This is a genomic window from Pseudomonas hydrolytica, assembly GCF_021495345.1.
GTDB classification, from domain to species: domain Bacteria; phylum Pseudomonadota; class Gammaproteobacteria; order Pseudomonadales; family Pseudomonadaceae; genus Aquipseudomonas; species Aquipseudomonas hydrolytica.
Window position 1 is genome coordinate 4,595,001 of record NZ_CP099397.1, and the last position, 16,631, is coordinate 4,611,631.

Here is a 16,631-nt window from a genome sequence, read left to right on the forward strand (position 1 = left end):
GACACCGCCGAAAACAGCGCAGAAGACGCTGACGAGAACATCCTAGAAACAGCCGACACCACCACTCCCTCCGACCCCAACCACCACAACATCACGGTGAGCAACGGCGATACGCTTTCTACCGTATTCGCCAAGGTCGGCCTGAACGCCAACGATCTGCATGAAGCCCTCAATAGCAACAAGGACGCCAAGCAGTTCAGTCGCCTCAAGGTCGGCCAGGTGCTGGAGTTCGAACTAAATGAAGATGGCAAGCTGAAGCATCTGCAAAGCAAGCTCAGCGATCTGGAAACCATTCGCCTCAGCCGTACCGACAAGGGCTTCGATTTCGAGCGCGATCAGGTCAAACCCGAGGTGGTGACCACCTACAGCCGCGGCGTGATCAACAGCTCGCTGTTCCTCTCGGCAAAGCGTGCCGGCCTGTCGCACAGCCTGACCATGGACCTGGCCAACGTCTTCGGTTACGACATCGACTTCGCCATGGATATTCGCGAAGGCGACGAGTTTGAAGTGATCTATGAAGAGAAGGTGGTGAACGGCAAGCGTGTCGGCACCGGCAACATCCTCTCGGCGCGCTTCACCAATCGCGGCAAGACCTACACGGCGGTGCGTTACACCAACAAGCAAGGCACCACCAGCTACTACAACGCCAATGGCGAAAGCATGCGCAAGGCGTTCATCCGCACCCCCGTGGACTTCGCCCGGATCAGCTCGCGTTTCTCCACCGGCCGCAAGCATCCGATCCTGAACAAGATCCGTGCACACAAGGGCGTCGACTATGCTGCGCCACACGGCACACCGATCAAGGCAGCTGGCGACGGCCGCGTGACTCTGGCCGGCCGCAACGGCGGTTACGGCAACACCGTGATCATCCAGCATGGCCAGCGCTACCGTACGCTCTACGCGCACATGCAGGGTTTCGCCAAAGGCATTCGCAACGGCGCTAACGTCAAGCAAGGGCAGATCATCGGGTATATCGGTACCACTGGCCTGTCCACCGGACCTCACCTGCACTATGAGTTCCAGGTCAACGGTGTACACGTCGACCCGCTCAGCCAGAAGCTGCCGATGGCCGACCCCATTGCAGCGAGCGAGAAGCAGCGCTTCATGCAACTGAGCAAACCGCTGATGGCACGCATGGACCAGGAAAAGGCCACCATGCTGGCCTCCAATCAGCAGTAAGCCGTGCCCCTCTATATTGGCGTGATGTCCGGTACCAGTCTGGACGGACTGGACATTGCGCTGATCGATCAAGGTCAGCGCCCCCACCTTCTCGCCACGCTCTACCGCCCCATGCCAGAACGACTGCGTAGCGAGCTGCTGGCGTTATGCAGCGCTGGCGACGACGAGCTGGCACGCGCAGCCATTGCCGAACAGCACTGGGTGGAACTGGCCGCCGCCGCCGTCAACGAGTTGCTTGAGCAACAGAACCTGAGCGCACAGCAGATCCGCGCCATCGGCAGCCACGGTCAGACCGTGCGCCACGAACCGGCACGCAGCTTCACCATTCAGATCGGCAACCCGGCACTGCTGGCCGAGCTCACCGGCATCTGCGTGGTCGCGGATTTTCGTCGGCGCGATGTGGCTGCAGGCGGTCAAGGTGCTCCTCTGGTCCCCGCCTTTCACCAGGATCTGTTCGGCGATAACCAACGGCACGTAGCCGTGCTCAATGTCGGCGGCTTCAGCAACCTCAGCCTGCTTTCACCGGACCAGGAGATTCTGGGATTCGACAGCGGCCCCGGCAACGTTTTGCTCGATGCCTGGATTCAGCATTGCCAGGGCCTTACCTATGACCGTGATGGCGCCTGGGCTGCCAGCGGCAACGTACACCCGGAGCTGCTGAAACGACTGCTGAGCGATCCCTTCTTCGCCGCGCAGGGTCCGAAGAGCACCGGGCGCGAGCTGTTCAATCTCGACTGGTTGCTCGGCCACCTGCGGGCCTTGCCACAGCTGGCCAGCGAGGATGTTCAGGCGACGCTGGTAGAGCTCACCGCATGCAGCATCGTCAGCGCACTACGCAGCGCCCAGGCACAAACGGATGCTCTGCTGGTATGTGGCGGCGGCGCCCACAACGCCTGCCTGATGAAGCGCCTGAGCGAGATGCTGGCAGGAACCGACGTGAGCAGCACCGCGGCCGAAGGCGTGGACCCGGACTGGGTCGAAGCCATGGCCTTCGCCTGGCTGGCGCACTGCGCACTGGAAGGCATTCCAGGCAATCGCCCGAGTGTCACCGGTGCCAGAGGTCTGCGCGTTCTCGGCGCCATCTACCCCGCCTGAAAACGAAAACGCCGCGCATCAAGCGCGGCGTCGTCATGAGGCGAAGACTTCAGATCGAGAAGGACGATCCGCAGCCACAGGTGGTGGTGGCGTTGGGGTTCTTGATCACGAAGCGCGATCCTTCCAGCCCTTCCTGATAGTCGACCTCGGAGCCCACCAGATACTGGAAGCTCATGGCATCGACCACCAGACTGACGCCCTCGCGCTCGACGATGGTGTCGTCCTCGGCTACATCCTCATCGAAGGTGAAGCCGTACTGAAAGCCCGAGCAGCCACCGCCCGTGACGAACACGCGAAGCTTCAGCCGCGGATTACCCTCTTCATCGACCAGGGTCTTCACCTTGCTTGCAGCACCCTGGGTGAAGTGCAAGGGGGCAGGGGTGAAGGTTTCGACGCTCATGCTGTGACTCCCGGCGCCATGCGCCATACTGCGTTGGGCGTGCATTATCCGCTTGCCCGAGAAAATTGGTCAACTATTGCTCGGTATCCAAGGTGGCCGGCAGCTCCAACGGCCGCTCGCCGTCTTTCAGATGGAAGAGCCTGCCTTCGATCTGCGCGCCCATGGCCATCTCCATCAAGCCGTAGTGCAGGTTGCCCCGCACCCGAGCGCGCGCGCCCAGCTCCAGATGGCCGGCGGCGAAGACATCACCGTTCACCTCACCATCAATCACTATATGGGGTGCACGCACCTCACCTTCAACCAGGCCACCTACGCTGACCCGCACCAGCCCTTCGGTGGCAAGCAGATTGCCAGTAACCCGGCCATCCACCTGCACCGCGCCCTGAAAACGCATATCGCCCACCAGCTCGGCGCCGGCGGCAATCAGGCTGGTCTTGCCGCTGAAACGCTGCAAGTCAGGCTTGGCCTTGTCTTTGTTCCACATGGGTGGCTATTGCTCCTGGTTTATCCAATCGAACGTACGATCCAGCGGCTTGTCACCTTCGACTTCCGCACGGACTTTTACCTGACGCGGCTCGAAGCCATCAGGCAGTTGCATCTCGCCGAAGCGTCCGGCCTCGGGAAATGACTGAAAATGCTTGAAGGAGAACGGGATGCTGGCCTCGCTCACCTCACCGGACAACTGCGACAGGTCCAGACTGACGTCCTTGCCGCCCTGTTGTCCTTCGACGGTGATCCGCAACTTGCCCTTTAGCGGCTCGTCACTGCTCCCCACACGACTCATCAGCACTTTGTAGCGGAAATGGCCGGGCGAGTCCGTGGCTTGCAGCTCAAAGGCGCGGATACGGATGCCTTCGCGACGACTGGCAGGCGCCAGCACGCCCTTGTAGAAGGCCAGATCCTGTTGTTGCTTGAAGATCTGCTCCTCGAGCAGCTTGATGGTGCGGCGATTCTGTTCGATGGCCTGCTGGCTGACCTTGTCACTGCTGCCGACCACGGCCAGACGCTGACGCAGCAACTCCAGTTCCTGCTCCTGCTCGGCCAGCCTGGCCAGCAGAGCATGGGTTTGATCCTCCACCTGCTGGCCGTGCTGCTGGGCCCCGAAGAAGCCCAGCAGAAACGCTCCGGGAATGGCCAGCAGCAGCAAGACCAGTATCCAGCGGCGTCGACGCTCTCGACGCGGATCGCTGAGGCGGACCTCCCAGGCCGGCGTCACGGCAACAGGGCCGCGTGCGACAGACCAAGACGCTCGTCGAGACCGAAGAGGATGTTCATGTTCTGTACCGCCTGGCCGGAGGCGCCCTTGACCAGGTTGTCGATCACCGACAGCACCACCACCAGGTCGCCACCCTGCGGGCGGTGCACGGCGATGCGGCAGACGTTGCCACCACGCACGCTGCGGGTTTCCGGGTGGCTGCCGGCCGGCATCACGTCGACGAAGGGCTCATTGGCGTAGCGCTGCTCGAACAGTGCCTGCAGATCGACCGAGGTGTCGGCCACGCGGGCATAGAGGGTCGCATGGATGCCGCGGATCATCGGCGTCAGGTGCGGCACGAAGGTCAGACCGACGTCGCCACCAGCTGCCAGGCGCAGCCCCTGACGAATCTCCGGCAGGTGGCGATGGCCCTTGACCGAGTAGGCCTTCATGCTCTCGCCGGCCTCGCAGAACAGCGAGCCAACGCTGGCACCACGGCCGGCGCCGCTGACGCCGCTCTTGCAGTCGGCGATCAGGCTGCCGGCATCGGCCAAGCCGGCTTCCAGCAGTGGGATCAGGCCGAGCTGAGTAGCGGTCGGGTAGCAGCCGGGTACGGCGATCAGGCGCGCCGTCTTGATCGCCTCGCGGTTGACTTCGGGCAGGCCATATACCGCTTCGCTCAGCAGCTCGGGAGCGCCGTGCGGCTGGCCGTACCACTTGGCCCACTCTTCGGCGTCCTGCAGGCGGAAGTCGGCGGACAGGTCGATCACCCGCGTGCCGGCGGCCAGCAGCTCACCGGCCAGCGCATGGGCGACGCCGTGTGGCGTGGCGAAGAACACCACATCGCAGGCACCCAGCGTGGCGACGTCCGGCACGCTGAAGGCCAGCTCCGGATAGTGGCCGCGCAGATTGGGGTACATCTCGTCGACGCGCAGGCCGGCCTCGGAACGGGAAGTGATCACGGCCACCTCTGCCTGCGGGTGTTGCGCCAGCAGACGCAGCAGTTCGACACCGGTGTAGCCCGTGCCGCCGACGATACCGACCTTGATCATCACATGCCCCTTTGCAAAAGCCATTGGAAAGCTACCGATGATAAAGCCGCATCGGCCAAGCTCCAACCGCAGAGGTGACGCAGGCCGTCGCCTGCCTCTACTATCGAGACCATTTTTCAGCGCGAGAAGCGAAAATGCTCTATCTCTGGCTCAAGGCTCTGCACATCATCGCCATGGTCTGCTGGTTCGCCGGCCTGTTCTATCTGCCGCGCCTGTTCGTCTATCACGCCATGAGCAACGACGCCACCAGCCACGAGCGCTTCTGCATCATGGAGCGCAAGCTGTATCGCGGCATCATGCTGCCGTCGATGATCGCCACGCTGGCGTTGGGCATCTGGCTGCTGACCCTCAATCCCGGCTATTACTTCAGCCAGGGCTGGATGCACGCCAAGCTCACGCTGGTCGCTGCCCTGGTGATCTATCACCACCTGTGCGGCGCCCAGCTCAAGCGCTTTGCCCGCGGCGAGAACAGCCGCAGCCACGTGTTCTATCGTTGGTTCAATGAAGCGCCGGTGCTGGCCCTGCTGGGCATCGTCATCCTGGTCGTCGTCCGCCCCTTCTGAGGAATTCGCCATGTCTCTGCCCGCCCTGCTCGAACAACGCCTGCGCCTGCCGCTGGTGGCTGCGCCGATGTTCCTGGTGTCCAATCCGGCACTGGTCAGTGCCTGCTGCAACAGCGGTATCGTTGGCAGCTTTCCGGCGCTGAACCAGCGCGAGAGCGCCGGCTTCGCCGCCTGGCTCGACGAGATCGAAGCCAGTCTTGCGGCTGACGCCGCCCCCTTCGCCGTCAACCTGATCGTGCATAACAGCAACCCTCGGCTGCAGGCGGATCTGGCCATCTGCGTCGAACGCCGCGTGCCCATCGTCATCACCAGCCTGGGCGCGGTGAAGGAAGTGGTCGATGCCGTGCACAGCTACGGCGGCCTGGTGTTCCATGACGTGACCACCCGCCGCCATGGCGAAAAGGCCGCCGAGGCCGGTGTGGACGGTCTGATTGCCGTGGCAGCCGGCGCTGGCGGCCACGCCGGCACGTGGAGCCCCTTCGCCCTGCTGGCGGAGATTCGGCAGTTCTTCGACAAGACCGTGCTGCTGTCCGGCTGCCTCAATCACGGCCACGAAATTCTCGCTGCCCAGCTGCTCGGCGCCGATCTGGCCTATATGGGCACACGCTTTATCGCTACCCAGGAAAACAATGCTTCCGAGGATTACAAGCGCATGATCCTCGGTGCCCAGGCAGCCGATATCATCCACACCCCGGCGGTATCGGGCGTGCCGGCCAGTTTCATGCGCCAGAGCCTGGAGCAGGCCGGCTATGACCTGAAGCAGCTGCAGAACAAGGCCGACATCAATTACGGCGAAAAACTCAAACCCATGGATGAGGAAGCCAAGGCCTGGAAAACCGTCTGGTCGGCCGGCCAGGGGGTTGGCGGGATCGACGACCTGCCGTCGGTGCAGGAGCTGGTAGCGCGACTCGATCGCGAATACCGGGCCGCCCTGGTGCGCAGCCAACAGCTGGGGCAACGCTGGCCGCGATGAAACGCCGCCATCTGCTGGCTGTGGGCGCCCTCGGCCTGCTTGCGGGCTGGGCGCTGCGACCGCACGATCGCGGCCAGCAGCACGACGCCTATTTCGCCGCACTCAACCGCCTTCTGCAGCAGGAAGGCGATGGTATTCCAGCGCTGCTGCTGGATCTGGACCGCCTGGATGCCAATGCCGATCTGCTCGCCGAGCGATTGAACGGCCGTCTTGGCTTGCGCCTGGTGAGCAAATCGCTGGCCAGCGTGGGGCTGCTCGAATATCTGGCCAAACGCCTGCAAACCCAGCGCTTCATGGTCTTTCACCAGCCGCAGCTGAACCGCCTGGCGCGCAGTTTCCCGCAGGCCGATCTACTGCTGGGCAAACCCATGCCGGTGCATGCCGCGCTGAACTTCTATCGCCAGCTGCCAGGCCATCTTGGTTTCACCCCTGCCCGCCAGTTGACCTGGCTTATCGATAGCGCAGAGCGGCTGCGCCAGTACGCCGAGCTGGCCCAGGCGCTGGGGCAACCCCTGCGCATCGCCCTGGAGATCGATATCGGTATGACGCGAGGCGGCTTTCGCGATCCGCAAGCCCTGGGCCAGGCCCTGCAGCACCTGCAGGACCAGCCGCAGCTGCAACTGCAGGGGTTGATGGGGTATGACGCGCACGTCGCCCATGCCCCGCCCTGGACCGAGCAACGCCGGGTTTTCGCCGATACCAACGCCCGTTACCGCGAGTTCCTCGCCGCAGCTCGGGCGTTCCCTCAGCTCTGGCCGCGGCAACCGCTGCTCAACGGCGGTGGCAGTCTGACCTACCCACTGCACAGCCGCTCGGACACTCCGCTCAATGAGGTCGCGGTGGGCTCCGCTCTGCTCAAGCCGGGCGACTTCGACACGCCTGCCCTGAGCGAACATCAACCGGCCCTGTGGATCGCCAGCCCGCTGCTCAAGGTAGCGGACGGCGCCCTACCCTATCTGGGCGCCGTGCAGCCGCTGATGAACGCCTGGAATCCCAATCGCGAGCATGCCTATTACCTCTATGGGGGGCGCTGGCCCGCACACCCCGTATCGCCGGCCGGACTCGACTACGACGCCCTGTACGGACGCAGTGCCAATCAGGAGCGCCTGATCGGCAGCGCGGCCACCGGCCTAAGAGCGGACGACTGGGTTTTTCTGCGCCCGGCAATCAGCGAGGGTCTGCTTGGCGGTTTCGGCGAAATGCGTCTGCTGCGCGCAGGCCAGCTGGTCGGTCGCTGGAGCACGCTGCCCACCGGCTGAAAGACGAATGCGAACTGTGCTGCAGGCCGCTTGTATATTGGCCTTGCCGCACTCTAGGCTTAGCTCACCCTCACAACTTCCCGCAGACAAGGAAGCCCGCATGAATCAACCGCGCTACAAGATAGTGTTCGACGGCGAACTGATGCCCGAGACCACGCTGGAAACGGTAAAGGAAAACCTGGCCCGCCTGTTCAAGAGCGATCTTGCCCGTATCGATAGCCTGTTCAGTGGCGCGCAGGTGGCACTCAAGCGCGATCTGGGCGAGAACGAGGCCAACCAGTACCTCACCGCCCTGCAGAACGCCGGTGCCCGGGTCCGCAAGGAGCTGGATCAGGCCGCCAGCCTGAGCCTGGTGCCCACCGATGATCATCAGGAGGAAGCGCCTCAAGAAGCGGCTGCGACGTCCGCCGCCAGTACCAGCATGACCTGCCCCAAGTGTGGCCACGAGCAGCCCAAGGCAGACGAATGCTCGGCCTGCGGGATCATTATCGAGAAGTATCTCGCTCGCCAGGCACAGCTGGCCGCGTCGCCTCAGCCAGCCTCGGCGCCCGCCAGTGCATCGCCCTATGCCCCGCCTCAGGCGAATGTCGCCGAGCAGCTGCCGGAGTTTTCCGAGCTCAAGGTATTCGGGGTCAGCGGTCGGATCGGCCGCGTGCGCTACCTGGGCTGGCTGATGGCAGTCACCCTGTGTTTCATGCCCATCCTGCTGCTGGGAACGGGCATGGCCGCCTTCTCCTCGACGCTGGCGATGCTGCTTCTGGTGCTCGTCAGCATCGGCGCCATCGTGATCAGCATCTGCATCGGCGTACAGCGCCTGCATGACATCGGCTGGTCCGGCTGGCTGCTGCTGGTCCACCTGATACCGATCGTCGGCAGCGTGTTCGCCCTGCTGATGCTGATTATTCCCGGTACCCAGGGCGTCAATCGCTTCGGCCCGCCGCCACCGCCCAACAGCACGGCGGTCAAGGTACTGGCCTGGCTGTTCCTGCTGGTGCCGATCACCGGCATCGTCGCCGCCATCGCCATTCCCCAGTACCAGGGCTATGTCGAGCGCGCCGCCGAGTTCCAAGAGCAATAGCCCGGCACCATGCCCAGCTATGCATTGATCACCGGCGCCTCCAGCGGCCTCGGCCTGGCCATGGCCGAGGCCTTGGCGCGTCGGGGGCGCAACCTGATATTGGTGGCCAGACGGCGCGACGCGCTGGAGAGCATCGCCTGCGAGTTGGCGCAGCGCTTCGGCGTCGACGTGCTGTTTCGTCTGTGCGACCTCAGCGAGCCACTGCGGATATCCGGACTGCTGCATGAGCTTGAGCAGGGGCAGTGGCGGATCGACCTGCTGGTGAACAACGCCGGCCTCGGTTGCGCAGGCGCCTTTCTCGAACAGGACTGGGGCCGCGAGCAGGAGCAGCTGGAGGTCAACGTGCTGGCACTGACGCGGCTATGTCACGCCATCGGCCAGCATATGGCCGAACGTGGCGGTGGGCAGATTCTCAACGTGGCGTCGGTCGCAGCCTTTCAACCGGGCCCCTGGATGAGCAGCTACTACGCCAGCAAGGCCTATGTGCTGCACTTTTCCGAGGGGCTGCGTGAGGAGCTGCGCCAGCGTGGTGTGCGCGTTTGCGTGCTCTGCCCCGGTCCGACGCGCAGCGCCTTCTTCCGCGCCGCCGGGATGAACGTCAGCCGCCTCGAGAGCAGCAAGCTGATGATGAGCGCGGAAGAGGTGGCGTTGATCACCGTCCGCGCCCTGGAAAAGAACCGCGCCATCATCATCCCCGGCTGGCGCAACCGTCTGCTGGCGTTGAGTTCGCGCCTGGCACCACGCTGGCTGGTGCGCAAGCTCAGCGGCCGTCTGACACGCCCCTTCACCCAAGGCTGATACAGCCTCAACCGGCGTTGACCGTCCGCCCATCGGCCCATTGTCGTAATGCAGCCAGACGCTCGGCCATCACCACCGAGAGCGGCGCGGTGCTCTGCAGCGCGCGCAGCAGCAGATGCTGATCCACCGCCTGCTGCTGCGCCTGCCCGGCGTACAGCGCACTGACCACCGCCTGCTCGATCTCCGCACCAGAGAAACCCTCGCTGGCCGCGGCCAGCTGCGCCAGGTCGAAACCGGCCGGTTCCAGTTCGCGGCGCTGCAGGTGGATACGAAAGATCTCGGCGCGCACCTCGGCATCGGGCAGGTCGACGAAGAACAGCTCGTCGAAGCGCCCCTTGCGCACCAGTTCGGGGGGCAAGCGGTCGATGGCATTGGCCGTGGCGACGACGAATACCGGAGCCTTGCGTTCGGCCATCCAGGTCAGCAGGGTGCCGAGCACGCGCTGGCTCACGCCGCCGTCATGATCGCCGCTGGCCAGGCCCTTCTCCACCTCGTCCATCCACAGCACGCAGGGCGCCATCTGTTCGGCCAGGCGCAGCGCCTCGCGCAGGTTGCGCTCGGTCTCGCCGAAGAACTTGTTGTACAGGCAGGCGAAATCCAGGCGCAGCAGCGGCAGCCCCCAGAGACCAGCGACCGCCTTGGCCGCCAGACTCTTGCCGCCGCCCTGCACGCCGACCAGCATCACGCCCTTGGGCGCATCGATACCCTTGCCTTCGAGAAAGCCGGCCTGACGCTCGGCCAGCCAGCGCTTGAGGTTGAGCAGGCCGCCGACATCGGCGAAACGCGCGGTGTCGTACTCGAAGCTGAGCACGCCCTCCAGATCCAGCAACTGGAACTTGGTCTTGTTCAGCTCGGGAATATCTTCCTGGGTGATCGCACCGTCGTCGCAGATCACGTTGCGCGCCAGGGCACGCGCCTCGGCATGGCTGAGGCCGCGCAGATTCTTCACCACCTGCTGCAGGGTGCGATTGTCGGTACGCACCCGCGCACCGCGGTTGCGCTCGCTCCAGCGCGTCGCCTCGTCCCGCACGATGCTCAGCAGTTCGTCTTCCGAGGGCAGCGCCAGGCTGAAGCGCGCCGCGTAACGCTGTACTTCGGCAGGCAGTTTGAGGGCATGCGACACCAGCACCAGGGTCGGCTTGTGCGCCGCCTCGCTCATGGCGATTTCCTTGAGCAGGCGAACCAGCCGCGGGTTGTCGTCGAGAAAGGGGTGCAGGTCGCACATCACGTAGAGGTTCGGCTGCGGATCGGCCTTGATCATGCGCAGCGCCGCTTCCGGCTCCAAAGTCGGCGCCTCGTCCACCGGCGCGCCCCCGAACCCCAGGCGCTGCAGCCCCTCGGTCACCGACCAGGTGTGCAGACCGAGGCCGCGCTTGACCGCCAGGCCGGTCAGGGTTTCCAGCACGCGCATCTCGTCCCAGGACTCGATGACCACCAGCTTGACCTTGGAATCCAGCACCAGTCCCAGATCGTGAATATCGTTCTTCAACACGCACTCCTTGTGAGGTTTGCCAGCCAGCCATGCAGGGTTAACATCCGCGGTTTGCAATAACGGGAGCTCGCTGCATGGACTGTCCTAACAGGCAGATCGTCGCCGGAGGCATGGCGTCGTGCAAGTATTGAAAGCGTGCCGCAGTCACACCGCCTTGTCTCTGGCGATAAGCGCGAGCCTGGCGCTGCTGGTGGCCCCCCAGGCCTGTAACGGTCAGACGCTCACTGACGTCCTGACCGGCGGCGGCATGGGACCTGAGATGGTGGTGGTGCCCGCCGGGCAGTTCCTGATGGGCGATGGCAGCGGCCGCGGTAACGACAACGAGCGGCCGCAACGGAGCGTGGCAATCGACAAGCCGTTCGCCATCGGCCGCTACGAGGTCACCTTTGCCGACTGGCAGACATATGCCGAAGCCAACAAGCTGCCCATGCCAGATAACGAGGGCTGGGGTCTTTCCGCGCAGCGCCCGGTGATCCACGTGTCCTGGCGCGATGCACACGCCTATGCGCAGTGGCTGTCGCGCGAGACCGGCGCGCGTTACCGCCTACCCACCGAAGCCGAGTGGGAGTACGCGGCGCGTGGCGGCAGCCAGACCTATTACTGGTGGGGCGACGCACTGGACAGTGATGAAACCCGGCCCCGCGCGCACTGCCGCGGTTGCGCCAGCCCTCGCCTGCTGCGTAACAAGACGGCTACAGTGGGCCAGTTTCCGGCCAACGGCTTCGGCCTGCACGATACCGCCGGCAACGTCTGGGAATGGACGGCTTCGCGCTTCACGCAGAGCTTCGATGGCAGCGAAACGCAAAGCGCCGGCCTGCTCGACAGCAGCCCGCGGGTGGTTCGCGGTGGCGCCTGGAACAGCGGCCCGACCTACCTGCGCAGCAGCATGCGCGACCTCAAGCAGCCGCATCACCGCGACTATGCCCTGGGTTTTCGCGTGCTGCGCGAATTGCCCTGAGCTCGGACGTCCCAGTCACTTTGCAGTAGACTAGTCGCGTTGTGTTTTCCGGAGGTGCCCCATGGCCAGTGAACGCCAGTACTCCCCCGTCGATCGCCTGCTGCTGCAGGCCGATGCTGCGCTACGTACCCTGCTGCCCTTCAGTGGCGCATCCAGCCGTCCGTCTCCGGCCATCGTTCAGGCGGAAACGGATCTGAACCCCGAGGAGAGCCGGCATATCGCCGGGCTGATGCGCATCAACCATACCGGCGAGGTCTGCGCCCAGGCGCTCTACCAGGGCCAGGCGCTGACCGCCAAGCTGCCGGAAGTAAGCAGCGCCATGGAGCACGCGGCCGACGAGGAGATCGATCACCTGGCCTGGTGCGAGCAGCGCATCCGCGAGCTGGGCAGTCATCCCAGCGTGCTCAACCCCTTGTTCTACGGCCTGTCCTTTGGCGTCGGCGCCGTGGCCGGCCTGGTCAGCGATCGGGTCAGCCTGGGGTTCGTGGCCGCCACCGAAGATCAGGTGTGCAAGCATCTGGATGAGCATCTGGAACAGATTCCCGAACACGATGCCAAGTCGCGCGCCATCCTCGAACAGATGCGCATCGACGAGGAGCAGCACGCCAACAGCGCCCTGGCCGCCGGTGGCGTGCGCTTCCCGGCGCCGGTGAAGTTCGGCATGACCCTGCTGTCGAAGGCCATGACCAAGAGCACCTACCGCATCTGAAACCAACAAGGGCGCCAATCGGCGCCCTTGTGGTTTACAGCGTAGAGGCCTAGCCCAGCTCGACGATTTCGTAGTCGTGGCTGATAGCCACCCCGGCACGGCCCAGCATGATCGAGGCCGAGCAGTATTTTTCCGCCGACAGCTCCACCGCGCGCTTGACCTGGGCTTCCTTCAGCCCACGGCCCTTGACCACGAAATGCAGGTGGATCTTGGTGAATACCTTGGGCTCCTCGCTGGCGCGTTCGGCGTCGAGGAACACCTCGCAGCTTTCCACCGGCTGACGCCCTTTGCGCAGAATGCTGACCACATCGAAGTTGCTGCAACCGCCCAGGCCGATCAGCAGCATTTCCATCGGCCGAATGCCGAGGTTGCGACCGCCGGCATCGGGCGGGCCGTCCATCACCACGGCATGGCCGCTACCGGACTCGCCGAGGAACAGGGCTTCACCGGCCCACTGCACGCGCGCTTTCATTGATTCAGGCTCCCTGGGTGGAAAGTTCGGCAGGTTAGCACAGCCATGGAATCCCCTGCTGTGTGGCCTGTGCGACAAAGTTCCACGGAGTAGTGTTAGCCAAGTCGCAAAATACGCCCTGGTCATCGTATGTCTGTTAAGCTGACGCCGGAATGCTGGCACACTTGGCCGGATAACCAATAAGAAATTGCCGTTGGATAAAGGCCTTCATTTTTCATATTCGGGACTCGGGCATGGTTGCTATTACCCTCACACCTAAAATCAAGAACCTCGACAAGCTTCTCGCACACTGTCATCGCCGTCGCTACACCGCCAAAAGCACCATCATCTACGCAGGTGATCGTTGCGAAACGCTGTTCTTCATCGTCAAGGGCTCGGTCACCATCCTGATCGAGGATGACGATGGCCGCGAGATGATCATCGCCTACCTCAACTCTGGCGACTTCTTCGGTGAGATGGGCCTGTTCGAGAAGGATGGCGCGGAGAAGGAGCGCAGCGCCTGGGTACGCGCCAAGACCGAATGCGAAGTGGCGGAAATCAGCTACGCCAAATTCCGCGAACTGACCCAGCAGGACCCCGACATCCTCTTCGCCCTCGGCAGCCAGATGGCAGAGCGCCTGCGCAACACCACGCGCAAGGTCGGCGATCTGGCCTTCCTCGATGTCACCGGCCGCGTCGCCCGCACCCTGCTCGATCTGTGCAAGCAGCCGGACGCCATGACCCACCCGGACGGCATGCAGATCAAGATCACCCGCCAGGAAATCGGCCGCATCGTCGGCTGCTCGCGGGAGATGGTCGGTCGCGTACTCAAGTCCCTGGAAGAACAGGGCCTGGTGCACGTGAAAGGCAAGACCATGGTGGTCTTCGGCACGCGCTGAACCCCGCCCCATGAAAAAGCCGGCTTGATTGCCGGCTTTTTCGTTTACTCGGGGTCCTTGCCGACCACCGTCGGCCGCCCACGCTCGGGAAAGAACAAACGCTGCAGCTCGGCCCCGGGGCTCTCAGCCCGCATGAAGGCCTCGCCAACCAGGAAGGCATACACCTCGCTGATCTCCATCAGCTCGACATCGGCGCGGTTGAGAATGCCACTCTCGGTCACCACCAGGCGCTCACGCGGAATGCGCGGCAGCAGGTCCAGAGTGGTTTCCAGACTGACCTCGAAGGTGTGCAGGTTACGGTTGTTGATCCCCACCAGCGGCGTATCCAGAGTATTGAGCGCGCGCTCCAGTTCGTTGCCATCATGTACCTCCACCAGCACGTCGAGGCCGACATCCTTGGCCACCGCGGCCAGTTCGGCCATGCGCACGTCATCCAGGCAGGACACGATCAGCAGCACGCAATCGGCGCCGAGGGCGCGGGCCTCGACGATCTGGTAGGGATCGACCATGAAATCCTTGCGGATCACCGGCAGCGCGCAGGCGGCGCGAGCCTGCTGCAGGTATTCATCGGCACCCTGGAAGAAATCGATATCGGTCAGCACCGACAGGCAGGTGGCACCGCCGGCCTCGTAGCTGCGGGCAATATCGGCGGGCACGAAGTCGGCGCGCAGCACGCCCTTGCTCGGCGAGGCCTTCTTGATCTCGGCAATCACCGCCGGCTGCTTGCGCGCCGCCTGCTCCAGCAGCGCCCGGGCAAAGCCGCGCGGCGCATCGGCGGCGCGGGCGGCCGCTTCCAGTTCGGCGAGGCTGACCTGGACGCGGCGCGCGGCCACTTCCTCGAACTTACGGGCGACGATCTTCTCCAGTACGGTTGGCACGCTCACCCTTCGTTCTCCTGTTTGAATACCGCGGTAAAGGACACCAGCTCCTCCAGCTTCTCGCGCGCCAGCCCGGTGTGCAAGGCATCGTGGGCCAGCTGCACGCCTTCGCGCAGACTACTGGCATGGTCAGCGGCGTACAGTGCAGCGCCTGCATTGAGCACGATCATGTCGGCGGCCTTCTGACCATTCTCGGTCTTGCGCCGCCCCAGCGCGTCGCGGATCAGTTCCAGCGACTGCTCGGCGTTGTCGACGGTCAGGCCGATCAGGCTCTGACTCTTGATGGCGAAATCCTCGGGCTGGATGCGGTACTCGCTGATCTTGCCGTCCTTGAGCTCGGCGACGAAGGTAGGCGCGGCCAGGCTGATCTCGTCCAGGCCATCCTGCGCGTGCACCACCAATACATGCTCGCTACCCAGGCGCTGCAGCACTTCGGCCATCGGCCGACACAACGCCTGGCTGAACACGCCGATGACCTGATGCCTGGCACCAGCCGGGTTGGTCATCGGGCCGAGCATGTTGAAGAGGGTGCGCAGGCCCAGCTCGCGGCGCGGGCCGATGGCGTGCTTCATCGCCCCGTGATGAGACGGCGCGAACATGAAGCCGACGCCCACGCTCTCGACGCAGCGCGCCACCTGCTCGGGCTTGAGCCCCAGGTAGACGCCGGCCGCTTCCAGCAGATCGGCACTGCCGCTCTTGCCGGAGACTGCGCGGTTGCCGTGCTTGGCCACCTTGCCGCCGGCCGCCGCGACGACGAAGGCCGCCGCGGTGGAGACGTTGAAGATATTCATGCCATCGCCGCCGGTGCCGCAGGTGTCGACCAGGCGCTCGGCGTCGATGACCACCGGAGCGGCCAGCTCGCGCATCACGCTGGCGGCACCGACGATCTCGTCGATGGTCTCGCTCTTCATGCGCATGCCCATGAGGAAGGCGCCGATCTGCGCGTCGGTGCACTGGCCGGTCATGATTTCGCGCATCACCGCCTGCATTTCCTCGGTAGTTAGATCGAGCTGGGCGACGATCCGGCCCAGAGCTTCCTTGATATTCATGCGCGCACGCCTCCGGTCTGCTTGAGGAAATTGGCGAACAGTTCGTGGCCCTGCTCGGTGAGGATGGACTCGGGGTGGAACTGCACGCCCTCGACGTTCAGGGTCTTGTGGCGCAGGCCCATGATCTCATCGACCGAGCCGTCTTCGTGCTGGGTCCAGGCGGTGATCTCCAGACAGTCCGGCAGGGTTTCGCGCTTGACCACCAGAGAATGATAGCGGGTCACGGTGAGCGGGTTGTTCAGGCCGGCGAATACGCCCTTGTCCGCATGGAACACCGGGCTGGTCTTGCCATGCATCACCTGGCGCGCACGCACCACGTCGCCGCCGTAGGCCTGGCCGATGCTCTGGTGGCCGAGGCAGACGCCAAGGATCGGCAGCTTGCCGGCGAAATGCAGGATGGCCTCGATGGACACCCCCGCCTCGGTCGGCGTGCACGGGCCGGGCGAGACGACGATGCGCTCGGGCTTCAGTGCTTCGATTTCGGCGATGCTCAGCTCGTCGTTGCGGATCACATGGACGTCGGCGCCCAGCTCGCCCAGGTACTGCACGACGTTGTAGGTGAAGGAGTCGTAGTTGTCGATCATCAAAAGCATGGTACGGCTC

Annotated in this window: 19 protein-coding genes (1 of these 19 only partly in view); 10 read left to right on the forward strand and 9 right to left on the reverse strand. The window is 64.2% G+C overall.

Annotated elements, in window-relative coordinates:
- Both L1F06_RS21675 and L1F06_RS21680 read left to right on the forward strand, forming a co-directional pair.
- A protein-coding gene (locus L1F06_RS21675; protein ID WP_004373463.1) for a peptidoglycan DD-metalloendopeptidase family protein crosses the window boundary here: on the forward strand, positions 1–1,179 show its 3' portion. The gene continues 249 nt to the left of window position 1, outside the view; 1,179 of the gene's 1,428 nt are visible here — the last part of the coding sequence; its start codon lies beyond the left edge, outside the window; it ends in the stop codon at positions 1,177–1,179.
- A 3-nt stretch (positions 1,180–1,182) separates the two neighbouring features.
- Positions 1,183–2,274, forward strand: a complete 1,092-nt coding sequence (locus L1F06_RS21680) for an anhydro-N-acetylmuramic acid kinase (RefSeq protein WP_129482600.1) — start codon at positions 1,183–1,185, stop codon at positions 2,272–2,274.
- Positions 2,275–2,323: 49 nt separating this feature from the next.
- Here the strand turns inward: L1F06_RS21680 and erpA are convergent, their stop codons facing one another.
- The 4 genes from erpA to argC all read right to left on the reverse strand — a co-directional run bounded on the left by erpA (position 2,324) and on the right by argC (position 4,921).
- Positions 2,324–2,674, reverse strand: a complete 351-nt coding sequence (erpA, locus tag L1F06_RS21685) for an iron-sulfur cluster insertion protein ErpA (RefSeq protein WP_004373465.1) — start codon at positions 2,672–2,674, stop codon at positions 2,324–2,326.
- Positions 2,675–2,747: 73 nt separating this feature from the next.
- A complete protein-coding gene (locus tag L1F06_RS21690; RefSeq protein ID WP_004373467.1) occupies positions 2,748–3,158 on the reverse strand; it encodes a bactofilin family protein in 411 nt (136 codons plus the stop codon).
- 6 nt (positions 3,159–3,164) lie between these two features.
- Entirely contained in the window at positions 3,165–3,821 is a 657-nt protein-coding gene (locus L1F06_RS21695; RefSeq protein WP_232460384.1) for a DUF6776 family protein, read from the reverse strand.
- Between the two features lie 65 nt (positions 3,822–3,886).
- The gene (argC, locus tag L1F06_RS21700) at positions 3,887–4,921 is read right to left on the reverse strand and encodes an N-acetyl-gamma-glutamyl-phosphate reductase (RefSeq protein WP_004373472.1); all 1,035 of its coding nucleotides are present in this window, start codon (positions 4,919–4,921) and stop codon (positions 3,887–3,889) included.
- Between the two features lie 134 nt (positions 4,922–5,055).
- On the opposite strand from argC, the gene hemJ reads away from it, so the two are divergent.
- From hemJ to L1F06_RS21725, 5 genes are all read left to right on the forward strand, one after another.
- On the forward strand, positions 5,056–5,484 hold the full coding sequence (gene hemJ, locus L1F06_RS21705; protein WP_129482598.1) for a protoporphyrinogen oxidase HemJ: 429 nt from the start codon (positions 5,056–5,058) through the stop codon (positions 5,482–5,484).
- 10 nt (positions 5,485–5,494) lie between these two features.
- Positions 5,495–6,457 carry an NAD(P)H-dependent flavin oxidoreductase gene (locus L1F06_RS21710; RefSeq protein ID WP_012019791.1) on the forward strand — a complete coding sequence of 321 codons (963 nt, stop codon included), beginning with the start codon at positions 5,495–5,497 and terminating at the stop codon, positions 6,455–6,457.
- The gene (locus L1F06_RS21715; protein WP_129482597.1) at positions 6,454–7,716 is read left to right on the forward strand and encodes a DSD1 family PLP-dependent enzyme; all 1,263 of its coding nucleotides are present in this window, start codon (positions 6,454–6,456) and stop codon (positions 7,714–7,716) included. The genes L1F06_RS21710 and L1F06_RS21715 overlap by 4 nt, the downstream gene beginning before the upstream one ends.
- 100 nt (positions 7,717–7,816) lie before the next feature.
- The gene (locus L1F06_RS21720) at positions 7,817–8,794 is read left to right on the forward strand and encodes a DUF805 domain-containing protein (RefSeq protein WP_129482596.1); all 978 of its coding nucleotides are present in this window, start codon (positions 7,817–7,819) and stop codon (positions 8,792–8,794) included.
- 9 nt (positions 8,795–8,803) lie between these two features.
- Positions 8,804–9,592, forward strand: a complete 789-nt coding sequence (locus L1F06_RS21725) for an SDR family NAD(P)-dependent oxidoreductase (protein ID WP_129482595.1) — start codon at positions 8,804–8,806, stop codon at positions 9,590–9,592.
- Between the two features lie 7 nt (positions 9,593–9,599).
- Here L1F06_RS21725 and L1F06_RS21730 read toward each other — a convergent pair whose 3' ends face one another.
- Positions 9,600–11,081 carry an AAA family ATPase gene (locus L1F06_RS21730; RefSeq protein ID WP_129482594.1) on the reverse strand — a complete coding sequence of 494 codons (1,482 nt, stop codon included), beginning with the start codon at positions 11,079–11,081 and terminating at the stop codon, positions 9,600–9,602.
- Positions 11,082–11,202: 121 nt separating this feature from the next.
- Here L1F06_RS21730 and L1F06_RS21735 point away from each other — a divergent pair, with 121 nt between their 5' ends.
- Both L1F06_RS21735 and coq7 read left to right on the forward strand, forming a co-directional pair.
- Entirely contained in the window at positions 11,203–12,042 is an 840-nt protein-coding gene (locus L1F06_RS21735) for a formylglycine-generating enzyme family protein (RefSeq protein WP_129482593.1), read from the forward strand.
- A 61-nt stretch (positions 12,043–12,103) separates the two neighbouring features.
- The gene (gene coq7, locus L1F06_RS21740; RefSeq protein ID WP_129482592.1) at positions 12,104–12,751 is read left to right on the forward strand and encodes a 2-polyprenyl-3-methyl-6-methoxy-1,4-benzoquinone monooxygenase; all 648 of its coding nucleotides are present in this window, start codon (positions 12,104–12,106) and stop codon (positions 12,749–12,751) included.
- A gap of 49 nt (positions 12,752–12,800) precedes the next feature.
- On the opposite strand, the gene L1F06_RS21745 is transcribed toward coq7, so the two are convergent.
- Positions 12,801–13,223: an OsmC family protein gene (locus L1F06_RS21745; protein WP_004373482.1), complete on the reverse strand. Its 423-nt coding sequence runs from the start codon at positions 13,221–13,223 to the stop codon at positions 12,801–12,803.
- Positions 13,224–13,456: 233 nt separating this feature from the next.
- Here L1F06_RS21745 and crp point away from each other — a divergent pair, with 233 nt between their 5' ends.
- Complete coding sequence (crp, locus tag L1F06_RS21750) at positions 13,457–14,101, forward strand: cAMP-activated global transcriptional regulator CRP (RefSeq protein WP_004373483.1); 645 nt, start codon at positions 13,457–13,459, stop codon at positions 14,099–14,101.
- Between the two features lie 44 nt (positions 14,102–14,145).
- Here the strand turns inward: crp and trpC are convergent, their stop codons facing one another.
- The 3 genes from trpC to L1F06_RS21765 are packed head-to-tail and all read right to left on the reverse strand — an operon-like array spanning position 14,146 to position 16,621.
- Entirely contained in the window at positions 14,146–14,985 is an 840-nt protein-coding gene (gene trpC / locus L1F06_RS21755) for an indole-3-glycerol phosphate synthase TrpC (protein ID WP_004373484.1), read from the reverse strand.
- Positions 14,982–16,028 (reverse strand): anthranilate phosphoribosyltransferase, encoded by a 1,047-nt coding sequence (gene trpD / locus L1F06_RS21760; protein WP_129482591.1) that lies wholly within the window; start codon positions 16,026–16,028, stop codon positions 14,982–14,984. Before trpD ends, trpC begins: the two co-directional genes overlap by 4 nt.
- Positions 16,025–16,621, reverse strand: coding sequence for an aminodeoxychorismate/anthranilate synthase component II (locus L1F06_RS21765; protein ID WP_004373486.1), 597 nt, complete (start codon positions 16,619–16,621; stop codon positions 16,025–16,027). The genes trpD and L1F06_RS21765 overlap by 4 nt, the downstream gene beginning before the upstream one ends.
- Between the last annotated feature and the right edge of the window lie 10 nt (positions 16,622–16,631).

Excerpts from the sequence above, each read along its gene's own strand:
- erpA (WP_004373465.1), bottom strand. The coding sequence starts at position 2,674 with ATGAGCGTCGAAACCTTCACCCCTGCCCCCTTGCACTTCACCCAGGGT.
- L1F06_RS21690 (WP_004373467.1), bottom strand. The coding sequence starts at position 3,158 with ATGTGGAACAAAGACAAGGCCAAGCCTGACTTGCAGCGTTTCAGCGGC.
- argC (WP_004373472.1), bottom strand. The coding sequence starts at position 4,921 with ATGATCAAGGTCGGTATCGTCGGCGGCACGGGCTACACCGGTGTCGAA.
- hemJ (WP_129482598.1), top strand. The coding sequence starts at position 5,056 with ATGCTCTATCTCTGGCTCAAGGCTCTGCACATCATCGCCATGGTCTGC.
- L1F06_RS21710 (WP_012019791.1), top strand. The coding sequence starts at position 5,495 with ATGTCTCTGCCCGCCCTGCTCGAACAACGCCTGCGCCTGCCGCTGGTG.
- L1F06_RS21715 (WP_129482597.1), top strand. The coding sequence starts at position 6,454 with ATGAAACGCCGCCATCTGCTGGCTGTGGGCGCCCTCGGCCTGCTTGCG.
- L1F06_RS21720 (WP_129482596.1), top strand. The coding sequence starts at position 7,817 with ATGAATCAACCGCGCTACAAGATAGTGTTCGACGGCGAACTGATGCCC.
- L1F06_RS21725 (WP_129482595.1), top strand. The coding sequence starts at position 8,804 with ATGCCCAGCTATGCATTGATCACCGGCGCCTCCAGCGGCCTCGGCCTG.
- coq7 (WP_129482592.1), top strand. The coding sequence starts at position 12,104 with ATGGCCAGTGAACGCCAGTACTCCCCCGTCGATCGCCTGCTGCTGCAG.
- L1F06_RS21745 (WP_004373482.1), bottom strand. The coding sequence starts at position 13,223 with ATGAAAGCGCGCGTGCAGTGGGCCGGTGAAGCCCTGTTCCTCGGCGAG.
- crp (WP_004373483.1), top strand. The coding sequence starts at position 13,457 with ATGGTTGCTATTACCCTCACACCTAAAATCAAGAACCTCGACAAGCTT.
- trpD (WP_129482591.1), bottom strand. The coding sequence starts at position 16,028 with ATGAATATCAAGGAAGCTCTGGGCCGGATCGTCGCCCAGCTCGATCTA.
- L1F06_RS21765 (WP_004373486.1), bottom strand. The coding sequence starts at position 16,621 with ATGCTTTTGATGATCGACAACTACGACTCCTTCACCTACAACGTCGTG.